The following is a 22,719-nucleotide window of genomic DNA, read 5'->3' on the forward strand; positions in this document are numbered from 1 at the left end:
AAAAATTGAATTTTTCTTTGAATATTATCACTATACGCGTCCTTTAAGCGAATCAAAAACCCAAGCAATAGCCCAGAATCCTAATCCAGTAACACCAAAACCCCAACCAGCAACGTCTTTATAACGAAACACACCCAAGGCAATAAGTGCCAAACCAAATACGATCATTATTAAAGTGGCATATCCTAATACGGTATTTTTATTCATACTCATAATCTTTTTTGATTTATTTCACAGGACAAAGATACATAAGTTTTTTTAATTGATACATAATATACTGAATATATCTTATTTAAGCCATTGATATGTTATTAGTGCAAGTATATAAGCAAAACCAGTCATTGTTACCCACTGAATAATAGGATATTTCCAACTGTTAGTTTCTTTTTTAACAATAGCAAGCGTACTAAGACATTGCATAGCAAAAGCATAAAAAATAAGTATTGAAATACCCGTAGCAAGTGAATATACAGGAGTTCCGTTGGGGCGTAGTTCAGCTTTCATACGAGAGATTATTCCTCGTTGTGCTTGTTCATTATCCAAATTGACATTTTCGCCAAGCGAATAAATAGTGGCCATTGTACTTACAAAGACCTCACGTGCTGCAAATGACCACAAAACTCCAATGCTGATTTTCCAATCGTATCCTATGGGAGCAAAAATAGGCTCTACAATTTTTCCAATATTTCCTAAAAGAGAATTTTCAGTTTTATAAGCAACTAAGTAATTCTCTTTTTCTTGGTCTGACCAATTATTTTTTTCAGCCATTTTTTCAGAATGAGTTTCGGCATTTTTGTAAGCATCACTATATCCGTGAGTTTCCAAAAACCAAATAATTACAGTCATTGCCAAGATTATTTTCCCTGCTCCGAAAACGAACGCTTTGGTTTTTTCATAAATCATTACAGCAACATTTCTGGCAAGAGGTACTTTATAATTGGGCATTTCAACAATAAAATGATACTTAAAGGTGTTTTTTGATCGGAGGGTTTTGTTTAAAATCCAAGCAGAAAAAATTGCCATAGCAACCCCTGCTACGTATAACAAGAATAGGGTCAAACCTTTGTATCCGAAAAATAAAAATTGCCCATCGGGGATAACAAGAGCTATAATAATAAGATATACAGGTAATCGCGCCGAACACGTAACAAAAGGTGTTACCAAAATAGCAATAAGGCGTTCTTTCCAATTCTCAATATTACGTGTTGCCATAACTGCTGGGATAGCACAAGCTACCCCTGAAATAAGTGGAATAACACTTTTGCCACTAAGCCCAAAAGGGCGCATGATTCTGTCCATAAGAAAAACCACTCGGCTCATATACCCACTTTCTTCCAAGATAGAAATAAATAAGAATAAAAATGCAATTTGTGGAACAAAAACAACAATTCCGCCTATTCCTGCAACAACTCCATTGACAAGCAAATCGCTAACGGGTCCTTGTGGGAGAATCGTATTGAGCCAATTACCCAAGTTAGCGAAGCCTTCTTCAATCCAGTCCATTGGGTATTGGCTGACATTGTAAATTACTTGAAAAATAGCCAATAATATTAGTACAAAAATAACATATCCCCAAACCTTGTGTAGCAATATACGGTCAAGGCGCGCACGTAGCCCAGTAGCAGCATTTATGTCTATCACTTGTGTTTGTTTAAGAGCCGTATTGATTACTTGATAGCGGAGAATGGTTTCGCGTTGTTGTAGGCGTTTAAGTTCGCTTTCTGTTTTTACAAAACTTTCATCTTGGAGAATTTTTTTTCGGATAGAACTTACTGGGTCATAATTTTGAGTAATAATGAGCCAGAGTTTGTATAAATTTTCTTGCGGGAATTTGGCTCTGAGTTGTTCAAAATATTTTGTATCAATTTGTTTGATATCAATGCAGGGAGTCAGGGGTAAATTATGATAATCTATTAGTAATGATTTTAATTGGTCAATTCCTGTTTTTTGTCGTGTACTGAGTAAAACAATTTTTGTATGAAGTAATGATTCTAAAACAGGTACATTCATTGAAATGCCTTGTTTCTGCATTCGATCAGCCATATTTAATACCAAGATTGTTGGTATTTGTAAATCTTTGATTTGTGTAAAAAGGAGTAAATTTTGTTTAAGATTTTCTACATCAGCAACCACTACCACTATGTCAGGGTAATCTATATTTTCTTTGTCGAGCAAGTTTTCAACAGCAATTTTCTCATCAAGTGAACTCGGATTGAGACTATATGTGCCAGGAAGATCATAAATACGGGCTTTGTGAGTTTGTGAGAGTTTACAAAAACCTATTTTTTTATCAACAGTAATACCTGGATAATTTCCCACTCGCTGGTTAAGTCCTGTGAGTAGATTAAAAATAGATGTTTTTCCTGTATTAGGATTGCCCAAAAGAGCGACTTTTATTTCGTTATGATGTTGCATTTGTGTCCAATTTTTCTACGTATATGTATCGTGCCATTTCTTTTCTTATGGAAAGATAGCTAGTGTCTATTTTGATATAAATAGGGTCGCCCAAAGGAGCAATTTCAAGTACTTCAATCGTATTTTCAGGGACGCACCCCAATTCGAAAAGTTTCATAGGGAGTAAACTCTCATCAACCTGAGTAATGATAGCTTTTTCTCCTTTTTTCAAATCAGTTAAAATCATTTTTATTTAGACTTTTTAAAACCTGCAAATATACTATTTTTTCATAATAAAATAAAAAATTTGTTTTATTTAATTTTTTTTATATCTTTGCCCTCAATGAAACGCTTATCTATTATACATCAAGTTTCGGCAATTTTGTTGTCGTTATTGATACTGACCTCGTCAGTAGGTGTTTCTATTGATTTACATTTCTGTGAAAATCAGCTTAATAGCATTTCGTTTTCTTCAAAAAGTGAAGTGGATAATTGCGAAATGAACCAAGCATCTTCGAAGAAATGTTGTCAAGCGAGTAATACTTCTACTCAAATTACACTTACTAAACATTCTGATTGTTGTGCAACGACAACTATATCATCTCAAAGTATTCCCAATGCTTTGGTTGAGGTTTCGTATGATGTAAAAAAAGTAGAAAAATCTTACCAAACAATTATCAAAAAAACATCTTATTTTCAACAAAATAAGATTGTTATTACTCGAAAAGAAGTTTCATTCCTCAATTATTCTTCTATGTTGCTTACCAAGGATATTGTTATTCTTGCTGAGCAATTTCTTTGTTAAAGCAATATCGGACGATTATTTTTGTAATTGTCAATGATTTTATTGTTCAAATGAATATTGTTTGTAATTAACAAGCAACTCAAAAATCATAATTTATAAAAAATGAGTTGCAAAAGTTACGTATATTTATTTTGATAAATCCTATTTATTTAAAAATCAAGTTATTAACAAAGAAATATTGCAAGAAAATGCTTCTTGCAACGCTATATCATATGAAAAAATATATTACATTTATTACCCTATTTTGTAGTGCTATTTTGTACGCACAGACCTTTGTACAAGGTAAAATTACTATTGACGAAAATGGACACGAAACGCCTGCTATTGGGGTTGAGGTATATTGGCAAGGAACAGCTATCGGAACAACAACAGCCGAAAATGGACGTTTTATGATTCCATATAAACCAGAACAAAAAAAGCTGATAATTAGTTATTTAGGTTTCAAAACAGAGACAATAATCATTAACGACCCTATGAAGTATATTACCATAACTTTAGTAGAAGATGCAAATCAGTTAGATGGTGTTGAGGTTGTTCAAAAACGAAAATCTACTGAAAAATTATATCATAAAACAGCTAATGTTATCAATATAAATAGCAGCGAGCTCTTAAAAGCAGCGTGTTGTAACCTTTCTGATAGTTTTGAAACCAATACTTCGGTTGATGTTAGTGTTTCCGATGCTTTGACAGGAACAAAACAAATTAAAATGTTAGGACTTTCAAGTCCGTATTTGCTTATGACACAAGAGAATATCCCCTCCATACGTGGAGCTTCGCAAGTATATGGAATGACTTTTGTTCCTGGAACTTGGGTGGAAGGAATTCAAATAATAAAAGGAGCTGGAAGCGTTATTAACGGGTACGAAAGTATTGCAGGACAAATAAATACTGAATTGGTAAAACCACCTACGGATAAGCCTTTTTTCTTAAATTTGTATGGCTCTAACGAAGGTCGATTAGAATTGAATACACATCTGAATGGGCAAGTTGCAGAACATTGGCATTCAGGATTTTATCTGCACGGCAACCATCAAAATATGCGTTCGGATATGAATTATGATGGTTTTTTAGATATGCCTTTGGGACATCAATTCAATGTGATGAATAGATGGCAGTACACTAACAGTGAAACGGGTTGGGAATCGAAACTTTTGTTCCATTTTTTCACTGATGAGCGTACCACAGGAGAAAAAAATTTCCGTACAGAATTATATAGCCCAACGTATAATATTTGGGGGAGCAATATCAAAACAAATCAATTCAATGTAGCTGCCAAAACGGGTTATGTATGGAAAGATTTGGGATTTCAAAGCATTGGTTTTCAGGGAGCTTATAAGTATTATGACCAAGTTTCATACTTTGGACGAAGTCAGTATGATATTCGCCAACATAGTGGATATTTCAACGTTATTTTTAGCTCAATTATCAGCAATACACTTAACAAATTTTCAACAGGAATTACAACAACTTTTGACGGATATGATGAGTTTGTTAATGTAAATGCTACTCCAACAAACTATGACCGAAATGATTATGGAGTAGGAACATTCTTTGAATATGCGTATGATAATACGACCAATTTTAGCTTTACAGCAGGGCTTCGAGCTGATTACCACAACCGATTAGGATTTTTTGTTACACCTCGATTACATATGCGTTATATGCCTTGGAACAAAGGAGTATTGCGATTTTCCGTAGGACAAGGAAGACGTGTTGCTAATATTTTTGCTGAAAATCAGAAGTTTTTTTCATCGGCTCGTAAGGTAAACTTGATGAATCAAAGTGGGAAAACCTACGGATTAAATCCTGAAAAAGCGTGGAATTACGGAGTTTCATTTTTACAAGGATTTAAATTGGCAGAGCGCGAAGGTGATATTTCGGTCGATTTCTATCGAACAGATTTTCAAAATCAGGTAGTGGTCGATTGGGAAAATCCTCGTTTGGTTTCTTTTTACAATTTGGAAGGGAAAAGTTATGCCAATAGCCTACAAGCCGAAATAAATTACCAGATATTGAAAGGTTTGAACCTGAAAGTAGCTTACAAATATTACGATGTTAAAACTGATTATACATCAGGCAAAAAGGCACAACCACTACAAGCAAAACACCGATTTTTTGCTAATTTAGCTTATGATACACCTATCAAACAAGGTCGCCAATGGCGTTTTGATTACACCTTTAATCGAGTAGGAGAACAGCGATTGCCTTCAACAGCAACCAATCCGCAAGCGTATCGTCTTTCGGATTATACTAAGCCTTATAACGTAATGAATGCGCAGATAACACGTGCTTTTTCAGACAATTTTGAAATTTACTTAGGAGGTGAAAATTTGACTAATTATAAACAAAAAAATGCTATTTTGGCAAGTGATGACCCTTTTGGTGCATATTTTGATACTTCAATGGTTTATGCTCCTGTTTTTGGACGAATGATTTATGCAGGATTGCGTTTTCACTTGACATTTAATAAGAAATAAAGGTACTATCATAATAATTTTTTGCTTTTAAAATCCCTGTGAATTTAATATCGCAGGGATTTTTTATTTAAAATAAGGGCTTATGCCCAATTTGAGTGGAATTATACAAATGTACAACACAGGTATGCCTCGACCCAAACCTACTGAAAAACAGAAAGATGACCCGCTTTTTCCTACAACCGATTTTTACTTAAACCACTAAACCTTTCCAAAGAAGAAATAAAAGCCTTGGAAGCCTTTTTGCTAACACTCTCTTCACCTATGTATAGAGAGAGAATACCTAAGTTACCAGAATAATTTAGTAAAATTCTATCAAAAAAACAAAACTAATTTCTCCCCTCCACAACAAGTACAATTTCTCCTTTGGGCAGATTTTTCTCATAGTGCAAAAGTAGTTCGCTAAGTGTTCCTCGCCGTGTTTCTTCGTGTATTTTGGTAAGTTCTCGTGAGAGGCTTGCTCTGCGTTCTGCTCCAAAATTTGATATAAAATCTTGTAACGTTTTTACAAGTTTGTACGGCGATACGTAGAAAATCATAGTGCGACTTTCTTGACTGAGCATTTGTAGACGTGTTTGTCGTCCTTTTTTGTCAGGCAAAAATCCTTCAAAAACAAATCGGTCGTTAGGAAGACCACTATTTACAAGCGCTGGAACAAAAGCGGTTGCTCCAGGTAGGCACTCTATTTCAATTCCTTGTCCAATGCAAGCGCGGATCAGTAAAAACCCTGGGTCAGAAATGGCAGGCGTACCTGCATCAGTTATTAGTGCTATGTTTTCTCCATTTTTGATACGTTGAACAATCGCTTCCAGCGTTTTATGTTCGTTGTGCATATGATGCGATTGCATTGGTGTTTTTATATCAAAATGGCGTAATAGCTTGGCACTAGTTCGTGTATCTTCTGCCAAGATAATATCCACATTGGTCAGTATTTGTAAGGCTCGCAATGTTATATCGTTCAAGTTACCGATAGGTGTAGGTATCAGGTATAATTTTGCCATTAGCTGAATCTTTTACTTACAACTTCTACAAATCGTTCTTCATACTCTTCTTTGCCAATCCAATTATTGAAAACAGGTTTTATTTTTTGTTGAATAAAACGAATAGCTTCTTGTTCTGAATTTAAGTTGTTGAGTGCGTTAATCGCTTCGGAAAAATCACGTTCATTGCCTTCAAACAAATGACTAATGAAAGCGATTCTATCATTGAGTCCGAACTGAATTGCTTTGTTTGAAACAATATCATTCAATGTTTTTTGATTAACTTCTTTCGATGGATTTTTCTGTTCAAAAACAGGTTCTTTTGGGACATTTGCCAGAATATCTTCCAATGTAGGTTGTTGAGTTTTTTGAACAATGTCATTCACAGAAGGAAATATTGGCTGAGAGCTTTCGGTTTTCTGTATTGTTTTTGGTTCTTGTAAAAACGAATTAGGTTGTCGATTAACCGCACCAAAGCCTTTTACTTCATTGGTTTTAGGAGAAATTATATTTGCTTCTGTCTTCTTAGGATGATTGATTGTTAGGTATTCTAATATAACAGCTCGTTCATACAAAAGGCGAGCTTCTTGTTGTAAGGTGCTCACATTCAGTTGATTTGCATTTCGGATAATTTTTTCTGCCAAAGCAAGAAGTTCTTGTTGTACAATTTCTTTCATAAATGGTTTTATTTTAAATAGTATTGAATATTCGTTTTATTTTAATTATCTTTGTCCTCTCAAATTTTTGAAAATGTTTCTTGAAAATCCCGTTAATCATAAAGAACAATTTGGCTGGATAGAAGTTATTTGTGGCTCTATGTTTTCAGGCAAAACCGAAGAACTTATTCGTCGTTTGCGTCGCGCTCAGTTTGCTAAACAGCGTATAGAAATTTTTAAACCTTCGGTAGATACACGTTATCATGACCAAAACGTGGTTTCTCACAATGCCAATGAGATACGCTCTACGCCTGTCCCTGCCGCTGCAAATATACGAATTTTAGCAGATGGTTGTGATGTTGTAGGGATTGATGAAGCACAATTTTTTGATGATGAAATTGTTTCGGTATGTAACGACTTGGCTAACAATGGAATACGAGTTATTGTTGCAGGATTAGATATGGATTTTCAAGGGAAACCTTTTGGACCGATGCCTGCTCTTATGGCTACTGCCGAATATGTAACCAAAGTACATGCCGTTTGTACGCGTACAGGCAATTTGGCACATTACAGCTATCGAAAAAACGATGATGAAAAACAACTTCTGGTAGGTGAACACGATGATTATGAGCCTCTTAGTCGTGCAGCTTATTTTAAAGCAATTCAAAAGAAAAAATTTTAATATATTTTTTAATTTCATAAAAAATGTTGTATGTTTGCAAAATAAAATCATTCTAAAATTTTAATATATTATGGATACAAATTCTGTACAAAATTTCTCACATGAGCAATCTCGCAATGTAGGAGTGCCTCCTAAGTCTTGGTTGGTAGAGTCTATTTTAGCAACCATTTTTTGTTGCTTGCCTTTCGGTATTGTTGGAATTATTAACGCAACAAAAGTGGAAAAAGCGTTTTATGCAGGCGATATTGAAGGAGCAAACAACGCTTCTAAAAATGCCAAAAAATGGACAATCATAGCAGCCATAAGTGGAGTTGTTTTTTATGTTATTACCATTGTATTATATGTCCTAATTATAGCAGCAGCTATTGCTAATGGGGTTTATGATTTTTAGAAAATTTTTTATCTGGGGGAGTGTTTTGATGTTGGCATCAATTATTATTTTCCTGTATAAGAATTATAATCCCTTAGATAGTATTCTTTTTCCAAAATGTCCTTTCAAAACAGCAACAGGATTATTGTGTCCAGGGTGTGGTTCTCAAAGAGCTATCCACAATGTGCTGAATATGAATATTTTAGGAGCAATAAAAGAAAATCTTCTTTTAGTTTTGGCTGTGCCTTATATTATACTGAATTTAGTATTTACCTCTATAAAACAACCTTCTGAAACGCAATTGAAATGGAGAAGACGCCTTTTTGGAGAAAAAGCCATTAGGATTGTTTTTAGCATCATCATTATTTATTGGGTTGGTAGAAATCTCGTTTAATTTTGTTGTACAAATAAAAGTATTTCCCATTGATAAAGGTCAAACTTGTCAATGGGAATTTTGTTTCTTTATCTTTTATGTGAAAATTATGAATGGTTAATTGCATTTAGTAAAAAATCTATGGTTATTTTAGATAAAATTGTATATGTATTATATTTTTAATAAACTTAAAAAATTTTATTTAAATTTATTTTGTAGTTATATAAATTATTATAACTTTGCACTACATAAGACATAAAGAAATATAAAACCTTTTCTAAAAAATCAAGATACTTAAAGAAATAGCATCTTTATTATTTTACTTTCAAAATTAAATATTTTTATTAGAAAACTATATTTACAAAAAATATAAAAACCAAATATTAACCAAATAAAACAGAAGTAAAATGATTAAAAAGTCTTTTTTCGCTCCTTTTTGGTATCAATTGATACTATGGAGTATGTTTTTACATCCTTTTGGAGTAGTTTTTTCTAAAAATACGGAGGGGGGTAAAATTTATTCCTACAATTATCCTAATCAACAAAAAACTATTGAAGTAAAAGGAATTGTTAGTGATGAACAAGGTATTCCTGTTGCAGGAGCAAATATTCTTGTTAAAGGAGTGGCAGGGAAAGGTACGGCTACCGACTTAGAAGGAAATTATAAAATCAGTGTAGAAGAAGGAGCTGTTTTGGTATTTTCTTCATTGGGTTATCAAACAACCGAAGTTTCTGTAAGAGGTAAGAAAATTATCAACGTAGTTTTAAAAGAAGAAGCAGAACAATTAACAGGAGTTGTTGTGACAGCCTTTGGAGGAGAGCAAAAGAAAACAAGTGTTGTAGGTTCGGTGCAGACAGTTGAAGTTTCTGATTTGAAAGTTCCTTCTTCAAATTTGTCAGCAAGTTTCGCTGGACGTATGGCGGGAGTTATAGCATATCAGCGTACTGGGCAACCAGGAGCTGATGGAGCTGATTTTTACATTCGAGGGATTTCTACAATTAGTGGTGTAAGGTCTCCTCTTATTATTGTAGATGGTATAGAGGTATCACAAGGGGATTTAAATGCTATTGACCCCGAGGTAATTGAAAGTTTTTCTGTTTTGAAAGACGCAACAGCTACAGCTCTTTACGGAACACGTGGCGCTAATGGGGTCATGATCGTTACTACCAAATCGGGGCAAAATTTAGAAAAGCCAAAAATTAACATTCGTATCGAAACGAATGTTTCTCAACCTACAAAAATTCCAAAATTTGTTGACGGCGCCAGATATATGCGTTTGTATAATGAAGCCGTTGATAACTTATCTTCAGGAATAATTCCATATTCACAAGAGCAAATAATGGGTACAGAACAAGGACTAAATCCTTATGTTTATCCAAATGTAAATTGGTATAAAGAACTTTTTACCAATACTTCATACGCGCGGAAAATAAATTTTAATGTACGGGGAGGAACTAAAAGAGTCGATTACTTTTTAAATGCTTCTATGAATAGTGAAAGTGGTATGATTCGTGGTTTAGCACGTAATTATGGTCGTTCTTATGATAACAACATCAATATAAATCGATATAATTTTCATAATAATATCAATGCCCGCTTAACAGATATCACACGTATAACATTGCGATTGAATGCTCAACTCAATGACCGAAGACAACCTAATGTGAAAATGGATGAACTTTTTGGTTTTGCAATGAATACAAATCCAGTTGATTATCCTATCATATATCCATCTGATGGTGTAACTTTACACGATAAATGGGGTGCTTATTATGGTCTGAATACATCGGCTTATAATCCTGTGGCACGTTTAGTTAGCGGATACAATGATGCTTTTGAAAGCACGGTTATTGCGAGTTTAGAATTTGACCAAAAATTAAATTTTTTGTTAGAAGGTTTAAAATTTAATGCTTTGGCATCTTTTAAAAATTATTCTTCGACAGAGAATCATCGTAACGCTCCTTACAATACATATTCATTGGAGAGATATAATAGAAATCCTGACGGAACCTATACACTTTATCCTAAACTAAATGGTACAGAAGTAGTTCCTACATTAGAAACTACAAGTTATAGCGGAGGCGACAGAAAAGTCTATATACAAACAGCATTACACTACGATGCGACTTTTGCAGGAATACACGCTCTTAATGCGATGTTTGTATATAACCAAACTGATTATAACATAAATAACACACACCATAAAGAAGCGTACAATCGTATGATTAACGCACTACCGAAACGTAAGCAAGGTATATCAGCTCGTTTATCATATGCATATGATAATCGCTATTTGTTTGAAGTAAATGCAGGATATAATGGTTCTGAAAATTTTGCTAAAGGAAATCGATTTGGTTTCTTCCCTTCCATAGCGGTTGGATATTCTATTAGTAATGAGAAATTTTTTGAACCTTTGAAAAACATTGTTCAAGATTTGAAATTCAGAGCATCTTGGGGATTAGTAGGTAATGACCAAATAGGTAGTGAGCGCTTTATTTACTTACCAAGCATCAACTTGCAAGGAAGAGGTTATACTACTGGGTTAAACCAAAATTATAGCCTAAGTGGTCCTGTTTATAACCGATTTGCTAATTATGACCTTACTTGGGAAGTAGGTGAGAAAATTAATATCGGATTTAATGCCGATTTACTCAAAGGGCTGCATATTACTTTTGATGTATTCAAAGAACATAGAACAAATATCTTTCAACAAAGATACACTATCCCTAATTACTTAGGAACTGGTAATAGTAAAGTGTTTGCCAATTCTGCAGCTGTAGAAAATAAAGGATTTGATTTTGATGTTTCTTATGAAAAACAAATGAACAAAGACTTTTGGTTCTCTGTCAAAGGAACATTTACATATGCTCGAAACAAAATTTTAAAATATGATGAACCCGAAGGGCAAGATTATCCTAATTTGATAAATGTTGGTAGCAGATTAGAGCTATGGCAAGGATATTTAGCAGAAGGATTTTTTATTGACCAAGCAGAAATTGATGCACGTTCTAAACAAAAAATTAGTGGTAATGTAGCTCCTGGAGACATTAAATACAAAGATATACCCAATAAAAATGGTATTACCGACGGACAAATTGATAAAAATGACCAAGTGTGGCTTGGAAATCCTAAAACACCCGAAATAGTTTACGGATTAGGATTTAATATTAAATATAAACGATGGGATTGTGGAGTACTTTTTCAAGGAGTTGCTAATACATCTTTGATGATGCAAGACTTTCACCCATTTGGTACAAATACACGCAGAAATGTATTAGAATGGGTTGCTGACTCGCATTGGAGCAAAGAAAATCAAAATATTTATGCAGATTATCCGCGACTTACCAAAGATTCTCACCAAAATAACACCGTTAATTCTTCTTTTTGGTTACGCGATGCTTCTTTTTTAAAACTTAAAAATGCTGAAATTGGTTATACACTCAATAAATTGAGAATTTATATGAGTGGATACAATCTTCTTACGTTTTCTAAATTCAAACATTGGGATCCCGAAATGGGTAGTGGTAGCGGATTGAAATATCCAACCCAACGTGTATTTAATTTAGGAGTTCAACTTAATATTAACTAAAATATATAGATTATGAAAAAATATACATTTATCATTGTTTCACTATTTTTATTATTGGTTACATCTTGCGATTTTTTAGATGTAGTACCCGATGAAATAAGTACCGAAGAAGATGCTTTTGCCAATCCGAAAGCAGCAGAGAGATACCTGTACTCCTGTTATGGATTTTTACCTAATCCACGAGAAGGAGCGGCTTCTCTTGACTTCTTTACAGGTGATGAAGTTGTAACAGCTTTTGAACACGAAACTTTCGCTAATTTTCCAAAAGGAAATTTTACAGCAAATGAGCCTATAATTTCATATTGGAATACGTTTTTCATTGGTCTTCGCCAGTGTTATATTTTAAAAAGAGAAATTAGCAAAGTACCTGGTATTGATCCTGAAACTGTGAAAGACTATACAGCACAAGCAGATTTTCTCATTGCATATTATCATTACTTGTTGCTACGTTGTTATGGTCCTATTATTTTGATAAAGGAAGAACCATCTGTAACTACTCCTGCATCCGATTTCTTGGGCAGAACACCTTATGATGAGTGTGTTTCGTGGATTGCAGCAAAGTTTGATGAAGCAGCGGCAAATCTTCCCGCAAGAAGAGAAGAACAAAAAATAGGATTGGCAACCAAAACGGCAGCTATTGCTATTAAATCACGTATGTATTTGTTTGCAGCCTCACCTTTATTCAATGGAAATAGTGCTTTTTATGCGAATTTTAAAAATCCTGATGGAACAGCACTAATGCCTTTAATGTATGATGCCAATAAATGGGTTGTAGCTAAAAATACAGCCAAAGAAGCTATTGATGCAGCTACAGCCGCAGGGTATCGTTTATATCAAGCAACCGATGTTCAGCAACCTACAAATCCAGAACCTACAAATACTACTTTACGTACTTTACGTTTCGGATTAGTTGATAAAACTTCACAAGAACCTATTTGGGTAGATACTCGTGAGGAAACTGCGTATAGCCTTAACAGAAAATCATTGCCCTTTGGAACATCTGGTTACAATGGAATTTGTCCTACACTTAATATGCTTGACCGATTTTATACTGACAAAGGGCTACCGCTTAAAGAAGACCCAAGTTTTGATTTTGATGGACGTTTTGATGTAGTGCAATTCCCACAGGGAGACCCAAATGGCGAAGGAGAAACCTCTAAAATGAATTTACAACGAGAGCCTCGTTATTATGCTTGGATAAGTTTTCATGGTGGGTACTATGAAGCTATTGGAAATGTTTCACAAAATAGCCAATGGGAACCTTATAAAACAGCATATAAAAGAGGTGTTGAAAACAAAAAATTAGTTACATTCTTCAAGAAAGATGATAATTGTGGAGTAAAAAATCGTTCTAACAATTACTCGCCTGGTGGATTCTTAAGCAAAAAAGGTGTACATCCCAATGCAACAATGGATGATTCTAATGTATCTTATGAAAAATATCCTTGGACTCTGTTGGGTATGAGTGAATTATACTTAAATTACGCCGAAGCTTGCGTAGAAACTAATGATTTGGGAGAAGCCGCTATCTATATCAATAAAATACGTGAAAGAGCAGGATTGCCTACCCTACAAACTTCGTGGGCTCAGTCAAGAACAGGAATTGCTGCTATATCAAGTCAAGAAAAAATGAGAGAAATCGTTCGGCAAGAACGTATGATTGAACTTTATTTACAAGGACACAACTTTTGGGATATGCGTCGATGGTTGTTAGCTGAACAATATTTTGGACAAAAACCAAAAGGGTTAAATATCAGAGCTACTACCATGTCCGAGTTTTCAAAACAAACGGAACTTAATATCACTCGTAATTTCGTTTCGCCTACACATTATTTGTTACCAATTCCTTATAGTGAAGTTCAAAACAATAGAAAATTAGTACAAAATCCTGGTTATTAACCTTAAATTTTACTTAAAATGAAAAAAATTACATATATCACAATATCATTATTAACTTTTTCAACAATCTTTCAAGGTTGTAAAAAAGATGATAATGAAATAGCCCCGTCAGATATAAAAAATATTACTTCAACAGAAGGTGAGGGACAAATTATCCTTTCGTGGGAAAAAGAAGAACCTGTAAATTTTGATTATGTAAAAGTAACATATTATGACAAACTTACAAAGAAAACAATGGTTCGTCTGGCCAGTTCGCACACAACAGAATTGCTAATACCCAATACCCGAAAAAAATATGGAGCATATGAATTCACATTGCAACCTTTCAGTATTACAAACACAGCAGGGAATATACATACTTTTAAGGCAACCTCGGGAGCAGCAGCTATCATAACCGATTTTACTCCTGAAAATGATTCAACTCCAATAACTCTTACAGCAGATATGATTACTGCTAATAGCGATATGGGAACAGCTGATGGAGCAGGAATTCCTGGATTAGTTGATAATGATCCCAAGACATTCTTTCACTCTCGATGGAATGCTCCTGTTGCGCCAGACCCACATCATCTGCAAATAAAACTAAAAGAAGCTATTCAAGGAGTTCGAATTAAATTTACAACTCGGCATAGTGGTGATGGCGGTGGAGATGTAAAAAAAATGAAAATTGAAGGAAGCAATGATGGTACAAATTGGACAGAAGTGATTGTTCAAACGTATTCGTTGCCTAATAAAGTAGCTAATACTTCAGCTGAGATTGAAGGAGCACCTATTTTGATGGACAAAGAATATACTTATCTTCGATTAACACCTGTTGCACGCAGAAATGCAGATCCTATTCCTGTGGGAACAGCTGGTAATTCGTGGTTTAATATGAGTGGATTATATCTATTCAAAGAACCTATAAATATTACAAATCCAGAAGCTCCTTCTGCAGAGGATTAAAGCCTAATTTAAATACATAGAGATATATCTATGTATTTATTACAATTTAATAAATCATACATATGAAAAAATTATTTAATATAGCAGTTACAATTGTTATTGCGTTATTTTTTGCCTGTGATAAAGATAAACCACAAGAAGAACCTTTTTTGATAACAAAACCTGAGGCGTTAAACTTTCCTCCTGAGCTTTCTTCACAGAAAATGAATGTTGAAACTAATCAAACGTGGAGTTTTTCTATTTCTAATGACGCAAAACAATGGATTTCGGTTGAGCAAATCAAAAATGAACTTTTGGTAAAAGTAACCTCAAACTCTGAGACTTCATCGCGTAAGGGAGGTATTCTTATAAAAGCAGGTATTCTTAACAAAAATATTCCCGTAGAACAATTAGGAACAGGAGCTAATATCATAGCAAATCCTGATATTTTTACTATTCGAAAAGATGGTGAAGATATTATGATAAATGTGATGTCAAGTACTGATTATGAGATTATTATTCCTGAAAACGTGAATTGGATAACTAAAAAATCAGAAACTATCAAACAAGATAAAAGTAAAGATATTATTTTCACAATTGCTCGTAATATTACAAATCAGGAGCGAACAGCACAAATTGTTTTTAAGGGAGGTTTGATTGAGAAAAAAGTTATTATTTCACAGAAAAAAGAAGTAGGTTATGACGGAACGTCGTCAGGAGATATTAAAGACGATATAAAAGTACCCGTAGCAGGTGGAACAGACACTTCTCACGAAGGGACAGATGATATTTCAAAATCCTTTGATGGAGATTTTACAACTATATATCATTCTAAGTGGGATAACCGTAACTCAAATTATTTCCCTATTACATTAGAGTATTTTTTTGATAATCAGCCACAAATAGATTATTTAATCTATCATCCACGTCAGCAAGGATATAATGGTTTTTTTAAAGAAATTGAAATATGGTACAAAACAAAAGAAAATCCAACATACATAAAAGAAGGAGATTTTGATTTTAAAGGGGCATCAACAGCTTCTCGTGTAGTTTTTAAAAACCCTATTATCAATCCAACAGGAGTTAAAATTGTAGTAAAATCAGGATATGGAGATGGAAAAGGTTTTGCTTCGTGTGCTGAAATGGAGTTTTTTCAAAAAAATCTTGATAATTATGACCCATCGGCTATTTTTACAGATATAACTTGCTCACAACTTAAAGCAGGCATTACCGAAGAACAAATCAATCAAATACCGAATGTATTGTACAAGAGTATCGCTTATTATTTATTCAAAAATCAATATCCAAAAGAATTCCGAATAGCAGAATTTAAAGCGTACCCACACCCCGATGATTTTGCAAAAATCAATAAAATTTCAACATATTCGTTAGTAGATAATCCTACTGGAATTAGTGTCTCTGAAGGAGAAGAATTCATTGTTTTTGTAGGAGAAACAAATCAAACATTAGGACTTAAAATTCAAAATTTAGATAAACCCGGAGGTGATGGTTATGGGGAAGCGTCTTATTATACTTTAACAAAGGGTGTTAATAAAATTAAAGCTCGTAATAAAGGATTAGCATACGTTTTGTATCATACAAATAATTATCTTTCTGCTCCAAAAGTAAAAATTCACTTCGCCACAGGAAAAGTAAATGGATATTTTGATAGTCAAAAACACGATGCTTCGGAATGGACAACTCGCCTGAATGCTGCTGTTGATAAATATTTCGATGTAGTAGGAACGAAGGCTCATCTTACTTTTGAAACCGAAAACTTCAAAACTCATACAAGAAATAATGGTAAAGAACTCATTGATTTATATGATGATTTGGTTAAAAAAGAACAAGAATTTATGGGTTTTATGAAATACAATCGAATCACTACAAACAGAGCTTATTTCCACGTTGTGTATCACTCACATATGTACTCTACAAATAATCGAACAGCATATAATGTTACAACCGTTTCTGAAATCTTAAATCCAGAAAGATTGAAAAAATCTCCTTGGGGACCTGCACACGAATTAGGACACACACACCAAACTCGTCCAACGATGAAATGGCACGGAACTACCGAAGTTACAACTAATATCCATTCGTTATGGGTACAAACACAATGGGGAAATAAGTCACGATTAGAAACCGAAAATAGATATGCCTCTGCTTTTAATTTTTATATAGTAAATCAAAATGCTTTCCTTGGATTAGACCAAAATGCAGAAGATACGTATGATAATGCATTTGGTAGATTAGTCCCTTTCTGGCAATTACAGCTTTATATGGCAAATGTGAAAGGGCACCCCGATTTTTATGCTGATTTGTATGAAAAAGTACGCACAACAGATGATAAAAAAACGCCAGGTGAACAACAATTAGATTTTGTACGAAAAGTTTGTGAAGTAGCTCAACTTGATCTTACCGATTTCTTTGAAAAAATGGGCTTTTTACGTCCGATAAATCGACAAATTACGGATTATTCAAAAGCGCAAGTAACAATCACGCAAGGACAAATAGATGCTCTGAAAAATGAAATAAAAACAAGAGGTTATTCTACACCAGCTGAAAGTGTAGAATATATCACAGATAGTAGTTGGCAAGTATATAAAAATCAACAAACTATTATTTCGGGTGGAAAAGCAACTATCAGTGGAACAACGATTACTATTCCGACAAACTGGCAAAATGCAGTAGCTTTTGAAGTGTATGAAAATGACAAACTTATTTTTGTTTCTGATAAGCATACTTTACAATTGAATAAAAATGTAGATTCTTCTACAATGAAAATATATGCTATCGCCTACAACGGAACAAAAGTGCAAGTTCAATTGTAAAAAAATAAATACTTTAAGTTATATTTTACTGCAAATTATCAAAGAAATCCAACAAAAATAAAAAAGATATTTTCTTATAATTTTTGTTGGATTTCTTTTTTGCTGTATCTTTGTTTTTCAAAAAAAATGTTTAATGAAAAATATACAAGATATTCGGCAAGATTTTCCTATACTCTCTCGTATTATCAATGGAAAACCACTGGTTTATTTAGATAATGCGGCCACTTCTCAAAAACCTCAAATAGTGATAGATAGTATTGTCAATTACTATACGTTGTACAATGCTAATATCCACAGGGGAGTGCATACACTTAGCCAAGAAGCCACCGATGCGTTCGAAAAAGCACGTCAAAAAGTACAAAAATTTATCAATGCACCTTCGTCAAAGCAAATTATTTTCACAAGTGGTACTACTGAAGGAATCAATCTAATTGCCACCGGATTTTCTTCCTTCTTACAAAAAAATGATGAAATATGGGTACTTACGACAGAGCATCATAGTAATATTGTCCCTTGGCAATTGATTTGTCAAAAAACAGGAGCCGTACTTCGTCCTATACCAGTTGATGATAAAGGAATGATAGTATGGGATACTTTTGAAAAACAACTTTCAGAAAAGACAAAAATTATTAGTTGTCAGCACATTTCCAATGCGTTGGGCAATATACATCAAATAGAAAAAATTATAAAAAAAGCACACAAAAACGGTGCAGTATCGGTAATTGATGGAGCGCAATCATCAGCTCATTTTTCAATTGATGTACAAGCCTTAGACGTTGATTTTTTTGTAACATCAGGACATAAAATGTATGCTCCAACAGGGATAGGTTTTATTTATGCTAAAAAAGAATGGTTAGACAAATTTCCTCCGTACAAAGGCGGTGGAGAAATGATAAAAAGTGTTTGTTTTGAGCAAAGTACATATGCTGAATTGCCTTACAAGTTTGAAGCTGGGACACCTAACATATGCGGAGGAATTGCTCTGGGATATGCTATAGATTATTTGAACGAATTAGGAATGGCAGAGATTGCTCAATACGAACACGAATTGCTCGTATATGCTACTGAGAAATTACTTTCTGTAGGCGATATTACCATATACGGAACAGATGATTTAGCTCAAAAAGCAAGTGTTATTTCGTTTAATATCAATAATATACACCCATATGATGTAGGTGCTATTTTGGATAAAATGGGTATTGCTGTTCGTACAGGGCATCATTGTGCGCAACCCGTTATGGATTTCTACCATATACCAGGAACAGTTCGGGCAAGTTTTGCTTTGTACAATACGTTTGAAGAAATAGATATCTTCATAGAAGGAATCAAAAAAGCAAAACAGATGTTGGGATAACTAAGCGCTAACAATTCCTTTTCAAATATTTAACTTGACAATTAAACATTATATTGTATTTTTGCACCCGAACAACAAATCATTTTAAACCCAAATACAATGACAAAGAAATCATTAAAGAAAATAACATTTTCTCGTAATAAAAAATTAAAAATATTTTGGGGAATTATCTTAGCAGGTATAGTTGGTGTGTTCTTTATATTTTTCTTAGCCTCAGTAGGAGCTTTTGGTACAATGCCCGATTTTAAACAATTAGAAAATCCTGAAACAAATCTTGCTACCGAGATTTTGGCTTCTGATGGGAAAACTCTTGGGAAATTCTATCTCAATGATAATCGGACTGCTGTAACTTATAATGAACTTCCTGAGAGTTTGGTCAATGCCTTGGTTGCTACCGAAGATGAGCGTTTTTATGAACATTCTGGAATTGATGCACGAGGAACAATGCGTGCGTTGGCTTATTTGGGTAGCAAAGGAGGTGCTTCAACAATCACACAGCAGCTTGCCAAACAGCTTTTTCACGGAGAAAGAGCGCGAGGTTTTAAGCGATATTTTCAGAAAATAAAAGAATGGGTTATTGCTGTTGATTTGGAACGACAATATACCAAAAAAGAAATCATTACGATGTATTTCAACGAATATGATTTTAATAATCAAGCCGATGGAATACGTTCAGCTTCACGTATTTACTTCGGTAAAGAACCCAAGGATTTGAAAATAGAAGAATCGGCAACACTTGTAGGAATGTTTAAAAATTCATCTCTTTACAATCCACGTCGTAATCCCGAAGGTGTGCGAAACAGACGTAATGTTGTATTGGGGCAAATGGAAAAAAACAGATACATTACAACCAAGCAGAAAGATTCGTTACAACAACTTCCTCTTGAAATTGATTTTAATCCAGAAACACATAATGAAGGAATTGCTACTTATTTTCGAGAATATTTACGTTCGTATATGAAAAAATGGATTGATGAAAATCCTAAACCTGATGGAGAAAAATATAATTTATATCTTGATGGACTGAAAATATACACAACTATCGATTCTCGTATGCAAACCCATGCCGAAAAAGCTGTTTTGGAGCATATGAAAAATCTACAAAAAGCCTTTTTTGCTGAAAATACTCCCGAAAAAAATAAAACAGCTCCGTTTTTGGACGTTACTCCCGACGAAATTAAAAAAATAATGGAACGTTCTGTAAAGGGTTCTCTCAGATGGAGCAAACTCAAAGCAGAAGGTCTTTCTGATAAAGAAATTCGAAAAACATTTGATGAACCCGTACCAATGACTATATTCACTTGGGATGGAGAAAAAGACACGATACTAACCCCAATGGATTCCATTCGTTATTACAAGTTTTTCTTACGTGCCGGAATGATGTCAATGGAGCCACAGACAGGGCATGTCAAAGCGTGGGTTGGAGGGGTCAATTATAAGCATTTTCAATATGATCAAGTAGGACAGGGGGCTCGACAAGTAGGTTCTACTTTTAAACCTTTTGTATATGCAACGGCTATTGACCAATTACATTATGCTCCTTGTTATCAAGTACCTGATGTTTTGACCTGTATAGAAGCTAACAAATACGGCAATCTGACAGCTTGGTGTCCTAAGAATGCAGGAGGAGGTTATAGTGGAAAAATGATGACTCTCAAAAGTGCATTGGCAAACTCGGTTAATTCAATAACAGCAAACCTAATGGATAAGGTAGGTCCAGTTCCAGTGGTTAAACTTGTTAAAAAACTCGGAATTACTGCCGAAATTCCCGAAGTACCTTCTATTGCATTGGGTTCAGCTGATATTACTTTGCTTGAAATGGTTGGAGCTTATGGCACATTTGTTAACGAAGGTGTTTATGTAAAACCCGTAATGGTAACCCGTATTGAGGACAAGAATGGAAAAGTTCTTTTTGAATACACTCCTGAAACTCACGATGTACTTAGTGCCGAAGTGGCTCACGCTGTTGTGAATCTGATGGAAGGAGTTACGCAATCGGGTTCAGGAGTTCGATTACGTACCAAAGGAGCGGATTCATATAGTGCTGTTTATAAAAATGTTGTTACGGGATATCCGTATGCTTTCACTAATCCTATTGCTGGAAAAACAGGAACAACGCAAAATCAATCCGATGGTTGGTTTATGGGTATGGTGCCTAATCTGGTTACTGGTGTTTGGGTTGGTGGCGAAGATAGAGCCGTACATTTCAAAGGAATTACTTACGGACAAGGGGCAACTATGGCATTACCCATTTGGGGATACTATATGAAGTTATGTTACGCTGACAAAGATTTAGATGTCTCCAAAGCTAATTTCCCAAAACCCGAAGGAGATAGTATTCAATTTGATTGTAATGAAGCACAAACAGAATCTGCACAGAACAATTCTGAGTTACAAGGTATTGATTTTTGATAAACATATAAATAGTTGATTATTAGTTTTTTAGGTTATTCTGTTTTTACTTAAAAAAAAATAAAATTATTTTTAATAAAAATTTTTTAAGATAATTTTTTTTTTTATAACTTTGCAACCAAGTTTAATATTTAATCATTTTTATTATGAACGGAAAAGTACAATCATTACTTTCTTACTTATTGGGTATAGTAGGTTGGTTAATCGCTTATTTTGGAGGAAAGGAACAACGTGATGATCTGAGTCGTTATCATCTGAAACAAAGTTTGGGATTATTCATTGTGAATATAGTCTTAGGTTTTGCAGTTACGGTATTGGCAATGATTCTTGTTTTTATTTCTCCGAAATTAGCCCTTATTGTTAATTTGATTTATATCTTACCTCTTATTTGGTGGATACAAGGTATTATCAATTCAATTCAAGAACAGAAAAAACCACTTCTTTTTATTGGAAAATATTTCGAAGATAAATTTTCTTTTATTGATCAAAACTAAATAGAAAAGAAAAACAGAAAACATGGAAGCTACCTCAAAAGGGTGGCTTTTTTATTAGATACTTCTAGATAAAAATTGTATTTTTGCATACTGAATTAAAAATATTACTTTTTATGAAAAGTGTTATAATGTCTGTTATTTTTTTGTGCTTTGCGAGTTTGTACGCACAAGACAAAACTGCAGAATGGGGCATAAAAGCAGGAGCCAATTTTGCAACTTTCACAGTAAGAGGCAGAAGTAACGATGGTGATTTTTCGACAAGTTTAAGACCGTATGCGGGTATGTTTTTCGCTTATAATGCTAATAGTGTTATAACGGGCAAGTTAGAGCTTACCTACTCAGGACAAGGTTCTAAGTACGAAAATATAAGAGAAACAACCTACTCAATTCCCTATGTTTCGCTGGCATACTACATCAGTTTTCGGCTCAAATATATAAATAGAAGGAGGTCTTACTACCGATTTTGCTTTGAGTAAAG

General features: G+C 34.1%; 18 protein-coding genes. 13 read left to right on the forward strand and 5 right to left on the reverse strand.

All coding sequences use genetic code 11. The features are described 5' to 3' along the window. Positions 1-30 precede the first annotated feature (30 nt). The 3 genes from OO775_RS01675 to OO775_RS01685 all read right to left on the reverse strand — a co-directional run bounded on the left by OO775_RS01675 (position 31) and on the right by OO775_RS01685 (position 2,641). Entirely contained in the window at positions 31-213 is a 183-nt protein-coding gene (locus tag OO775_RS01675) for a CAL67264 family membrane protein (RefSeq protein ID WP_264845277.1), read from the reverse strand. 75 nt (positions 214-288) lie between these two features. Continuing rightward, the gene (gene feoB, locus OO775_RS01680) at positions 289-2,415 is read right to left on the reverse strand and encodes a ferrous iron transport protein B (RefSeq protein ID WP_264845278.1); all 2,127 of its coding nucleotides are present in this window, start codon (positions 2,413-2,415) and stop codon (positions 289-291) included. Then, the gene (locus tag OO775_RS01685) at positions 2,402-2,641 is read right to left on the reverse strand and encodes a FeoA family protein (protein ID WP_264845279.1); all 240 of its coding nucleotides are present in this window, start codon (positions 2,639-2,641) and stop codon (positions 2,402-2,404) included. Before OO775_RS01685 ends, feoB begins: the two co-directional genes overlap by 14 nt. A 96-nt stretch (positions 2,642-2,737) precedes the next feature. On the opposite strand from OO775_RS01685, the gene OO775_RS01690 reads away from it, so the two are divergent. Beyond that, complete coding sequence (locus OO775_RS01690; RefSeq protein ID WP_264845280.1) at positions 2,738-3,199, forward strand: HYC_CC_PP family protein; 462 nt, start codon at positions 2,738-2,740, stop codon at positions 3,197-3,199. A gap of 212 nt (positions 3,200-3,411) precedes the next feature. Next, on the forward strand, positions 3,412-5,676 hold the full coding sequence (locus OO775_RS01695; RefSeq protein WP_264845281.1) for a TonB-dependent receptor: 2,265 nt from the start codon (positions 3,412-3,414) through the stop codon (positions 5,674-5,676). A 326-nt stretch (positions 5,677-6,002) separates the two neighbouring features. Here OO775_RS01695 and rsmI read toward each other — a convergent pair whose 3' ends face one another. Both rsmI and OO775_RS01705 read right to left on the reverse strand, forming a co-directional pair. Continuing rightward, the gene (gene rsmI / locus OO775_RS01700; protein WP_264845282.1) at positions 6,003-6,674 is read right to left on the reverse strand and encodes a 16S rRNA (cytidine(1402)-2'-O)-methyltransferase; all 672 of its coding nucleotides are present in this window, start codon (positions 6,672-6,674) and stop codon (positions 6,003-6,005) included. Further along, a complete protein-coding gene (locus tag OO775_RS01705) occupies positions 6,674-7,330 on the reverse strand; it encodes a DUF8457 domain-containing protein (protein WP_264845283.1) in 657 nt (218 codons plus the stop codon). The genes rsmI and OO775_RS01705 overlap by 1 nt, the downstream gene beginning before the upstream one ends. Positions 7,331-7,403: 73 nt before the next feature. On the opposite strand from OO775_RS01705, the gene OO775_RS01710 reads away from it, so the two are divergent. The 11 genes from OO775_RS01710 (at position 7,404) to OO775_RS01760 (ending at position 22,717) form a co-directional block, all read left to right on the forward strand. After that, positions 7,404-7,991 (forward strand): thymidine kinase, encoded by a 588-nt coding sequence (locus OO775_RS01710; RefSeq protein ID WP_264845284.1) that lies wholly within the window; start codon positions 7,404-7,406, stop codon positions 7,989-7,991. 70 nt (positions 7,992-8,061) lie between these two features. After that, the gene (locus OO775_RS01715) at positions 8,062-8,382 is read left to right on the forward strand and encodes a CD225/dispanin family protein (protein ID WP_264845285.1); all 321 of its coding nucleotides are present in this window, start codon (positions 8,062-8,064) and stop codon (positions 8,380-8,382) included. Further along, complete coding sequence (locus OO775_RS01720) at positions 8,372-8,755, forward strand: DUF2752 domain-containing protein (RefSeq protein ID WP_264845286.1); 384 nt, start codon at positions 8,372-8,374, stop codon at positions 8,753-8,755. Before OO775_RS01715 ends, OO775_RS01720 begins: the two co-directional genes overlap by 11 nt. Positions 8,756-9,141: 386 nt before the next feature. Beyond that, complete coding sequence (locus OO775_RS01725; protein ID WP_264845287.1) at positions 9,142-12,324, forward strand: SusC/RagA family TonB-linked outer membrane protein; 3,183 nt, start codon at positions 9,142-9,144, stop codon at positions 12,322-12,324. 12 nt (positions 12,325-12,336) lie between these two features. Then, positions 12,337-14,223 (forward strand): RagB/SusD family nutrient uptake outer membrane protein, encoded by a 1,887-nt coding sequence (locus tag OO775_RS01730; protein WP_264845288.1) that lies wholly within the window; start codon positions 12,337-12,339, stop codon positions 14,221-14,223. Positions 14,224-14,241: 18 nt separating this feature from the next. Beyond that, a complete protein-coding gene (locus tag OO775_RS01735) occupies positions 14,242-15,168 on the forward strand; it encodes a discoidin domain-containing protein (protein WP_264845289.1) in 927 nt (308 codons plus the stop codon). A 62-nt stretch (positions 15,169-15,230) separates the two neighbouring features. After that, positions 15,231-17,981 (forward strand): M60 family metallopeptidase, encoded by a 2,751-nt coding sequence (locus OO775_RS01740; RefSeq protein ID WP_264845290.1) that lies wholly within the window; start codon positions 15,231-15,233, stop codon positions 17,979-17,981. 133 nt (positions 17,982-18,114) lie between these two features. Continuing rightward, the gene (locus tag OO775_RS01745; protein WP_264845291.1) at positions 18,115-19,335 is read left to right on the forward strand and encodes an aminotransferase class V-fold PLP-dependent enzyme; all 1,221 of its coding nucleotides are present in this window, start codon (positions 18,115-18,117) and stop codon (positions 19,333-19,335) included. Positions 19,336-19,434: 99 nt separating this feature from the next. Beyond that, positions 19,435-21,747: a penicillin-binding protein 1A gene (locus OO775_RS01750; protein ID WP_264845292.1), complete on the forward strand. Its 2,313-nt coding sequence runs from the start codon at positions 19,435-19,437 to the stop codon at positions 21,745-21,747. A gap of 146 nt (positions 21,748-21,893) precedes the next feature. Beyond that, complete coding sequence (locus OO775_RS01755) at positions 21,894-22,241, forward strand: DUF4870 domain-containing protein (RefSeq protein WP_264845293.1); 348 nt, start codon at positions 21,894-21,896, stop codon at positions 22,239-22,241. Between the two features lie 113 nt (positions 22,242-22,354). Further along, positions 22,355-22,717 (forward strand): hypothetical protein, encoded by a 363-nt coding sequence (locus OO775_RS01760; protein ID WP_264845294.1) that lies wholly within the window; start codon positions 22,355-22,357, stop codon positions 22,715-22,717. Positions 22,718-22,719: the final 2 nt, after the last annotated feature.

Source organism: Capnocytophaga catalasegens (genome assembly GCF_026005215.1).
Lineage (GTDB): Bacteria > Bacteroidota > Bacteroidia > Flavobacteriales > Flavobacteriaceae > Capnocytophaga > Capnocytophaga catalasegens.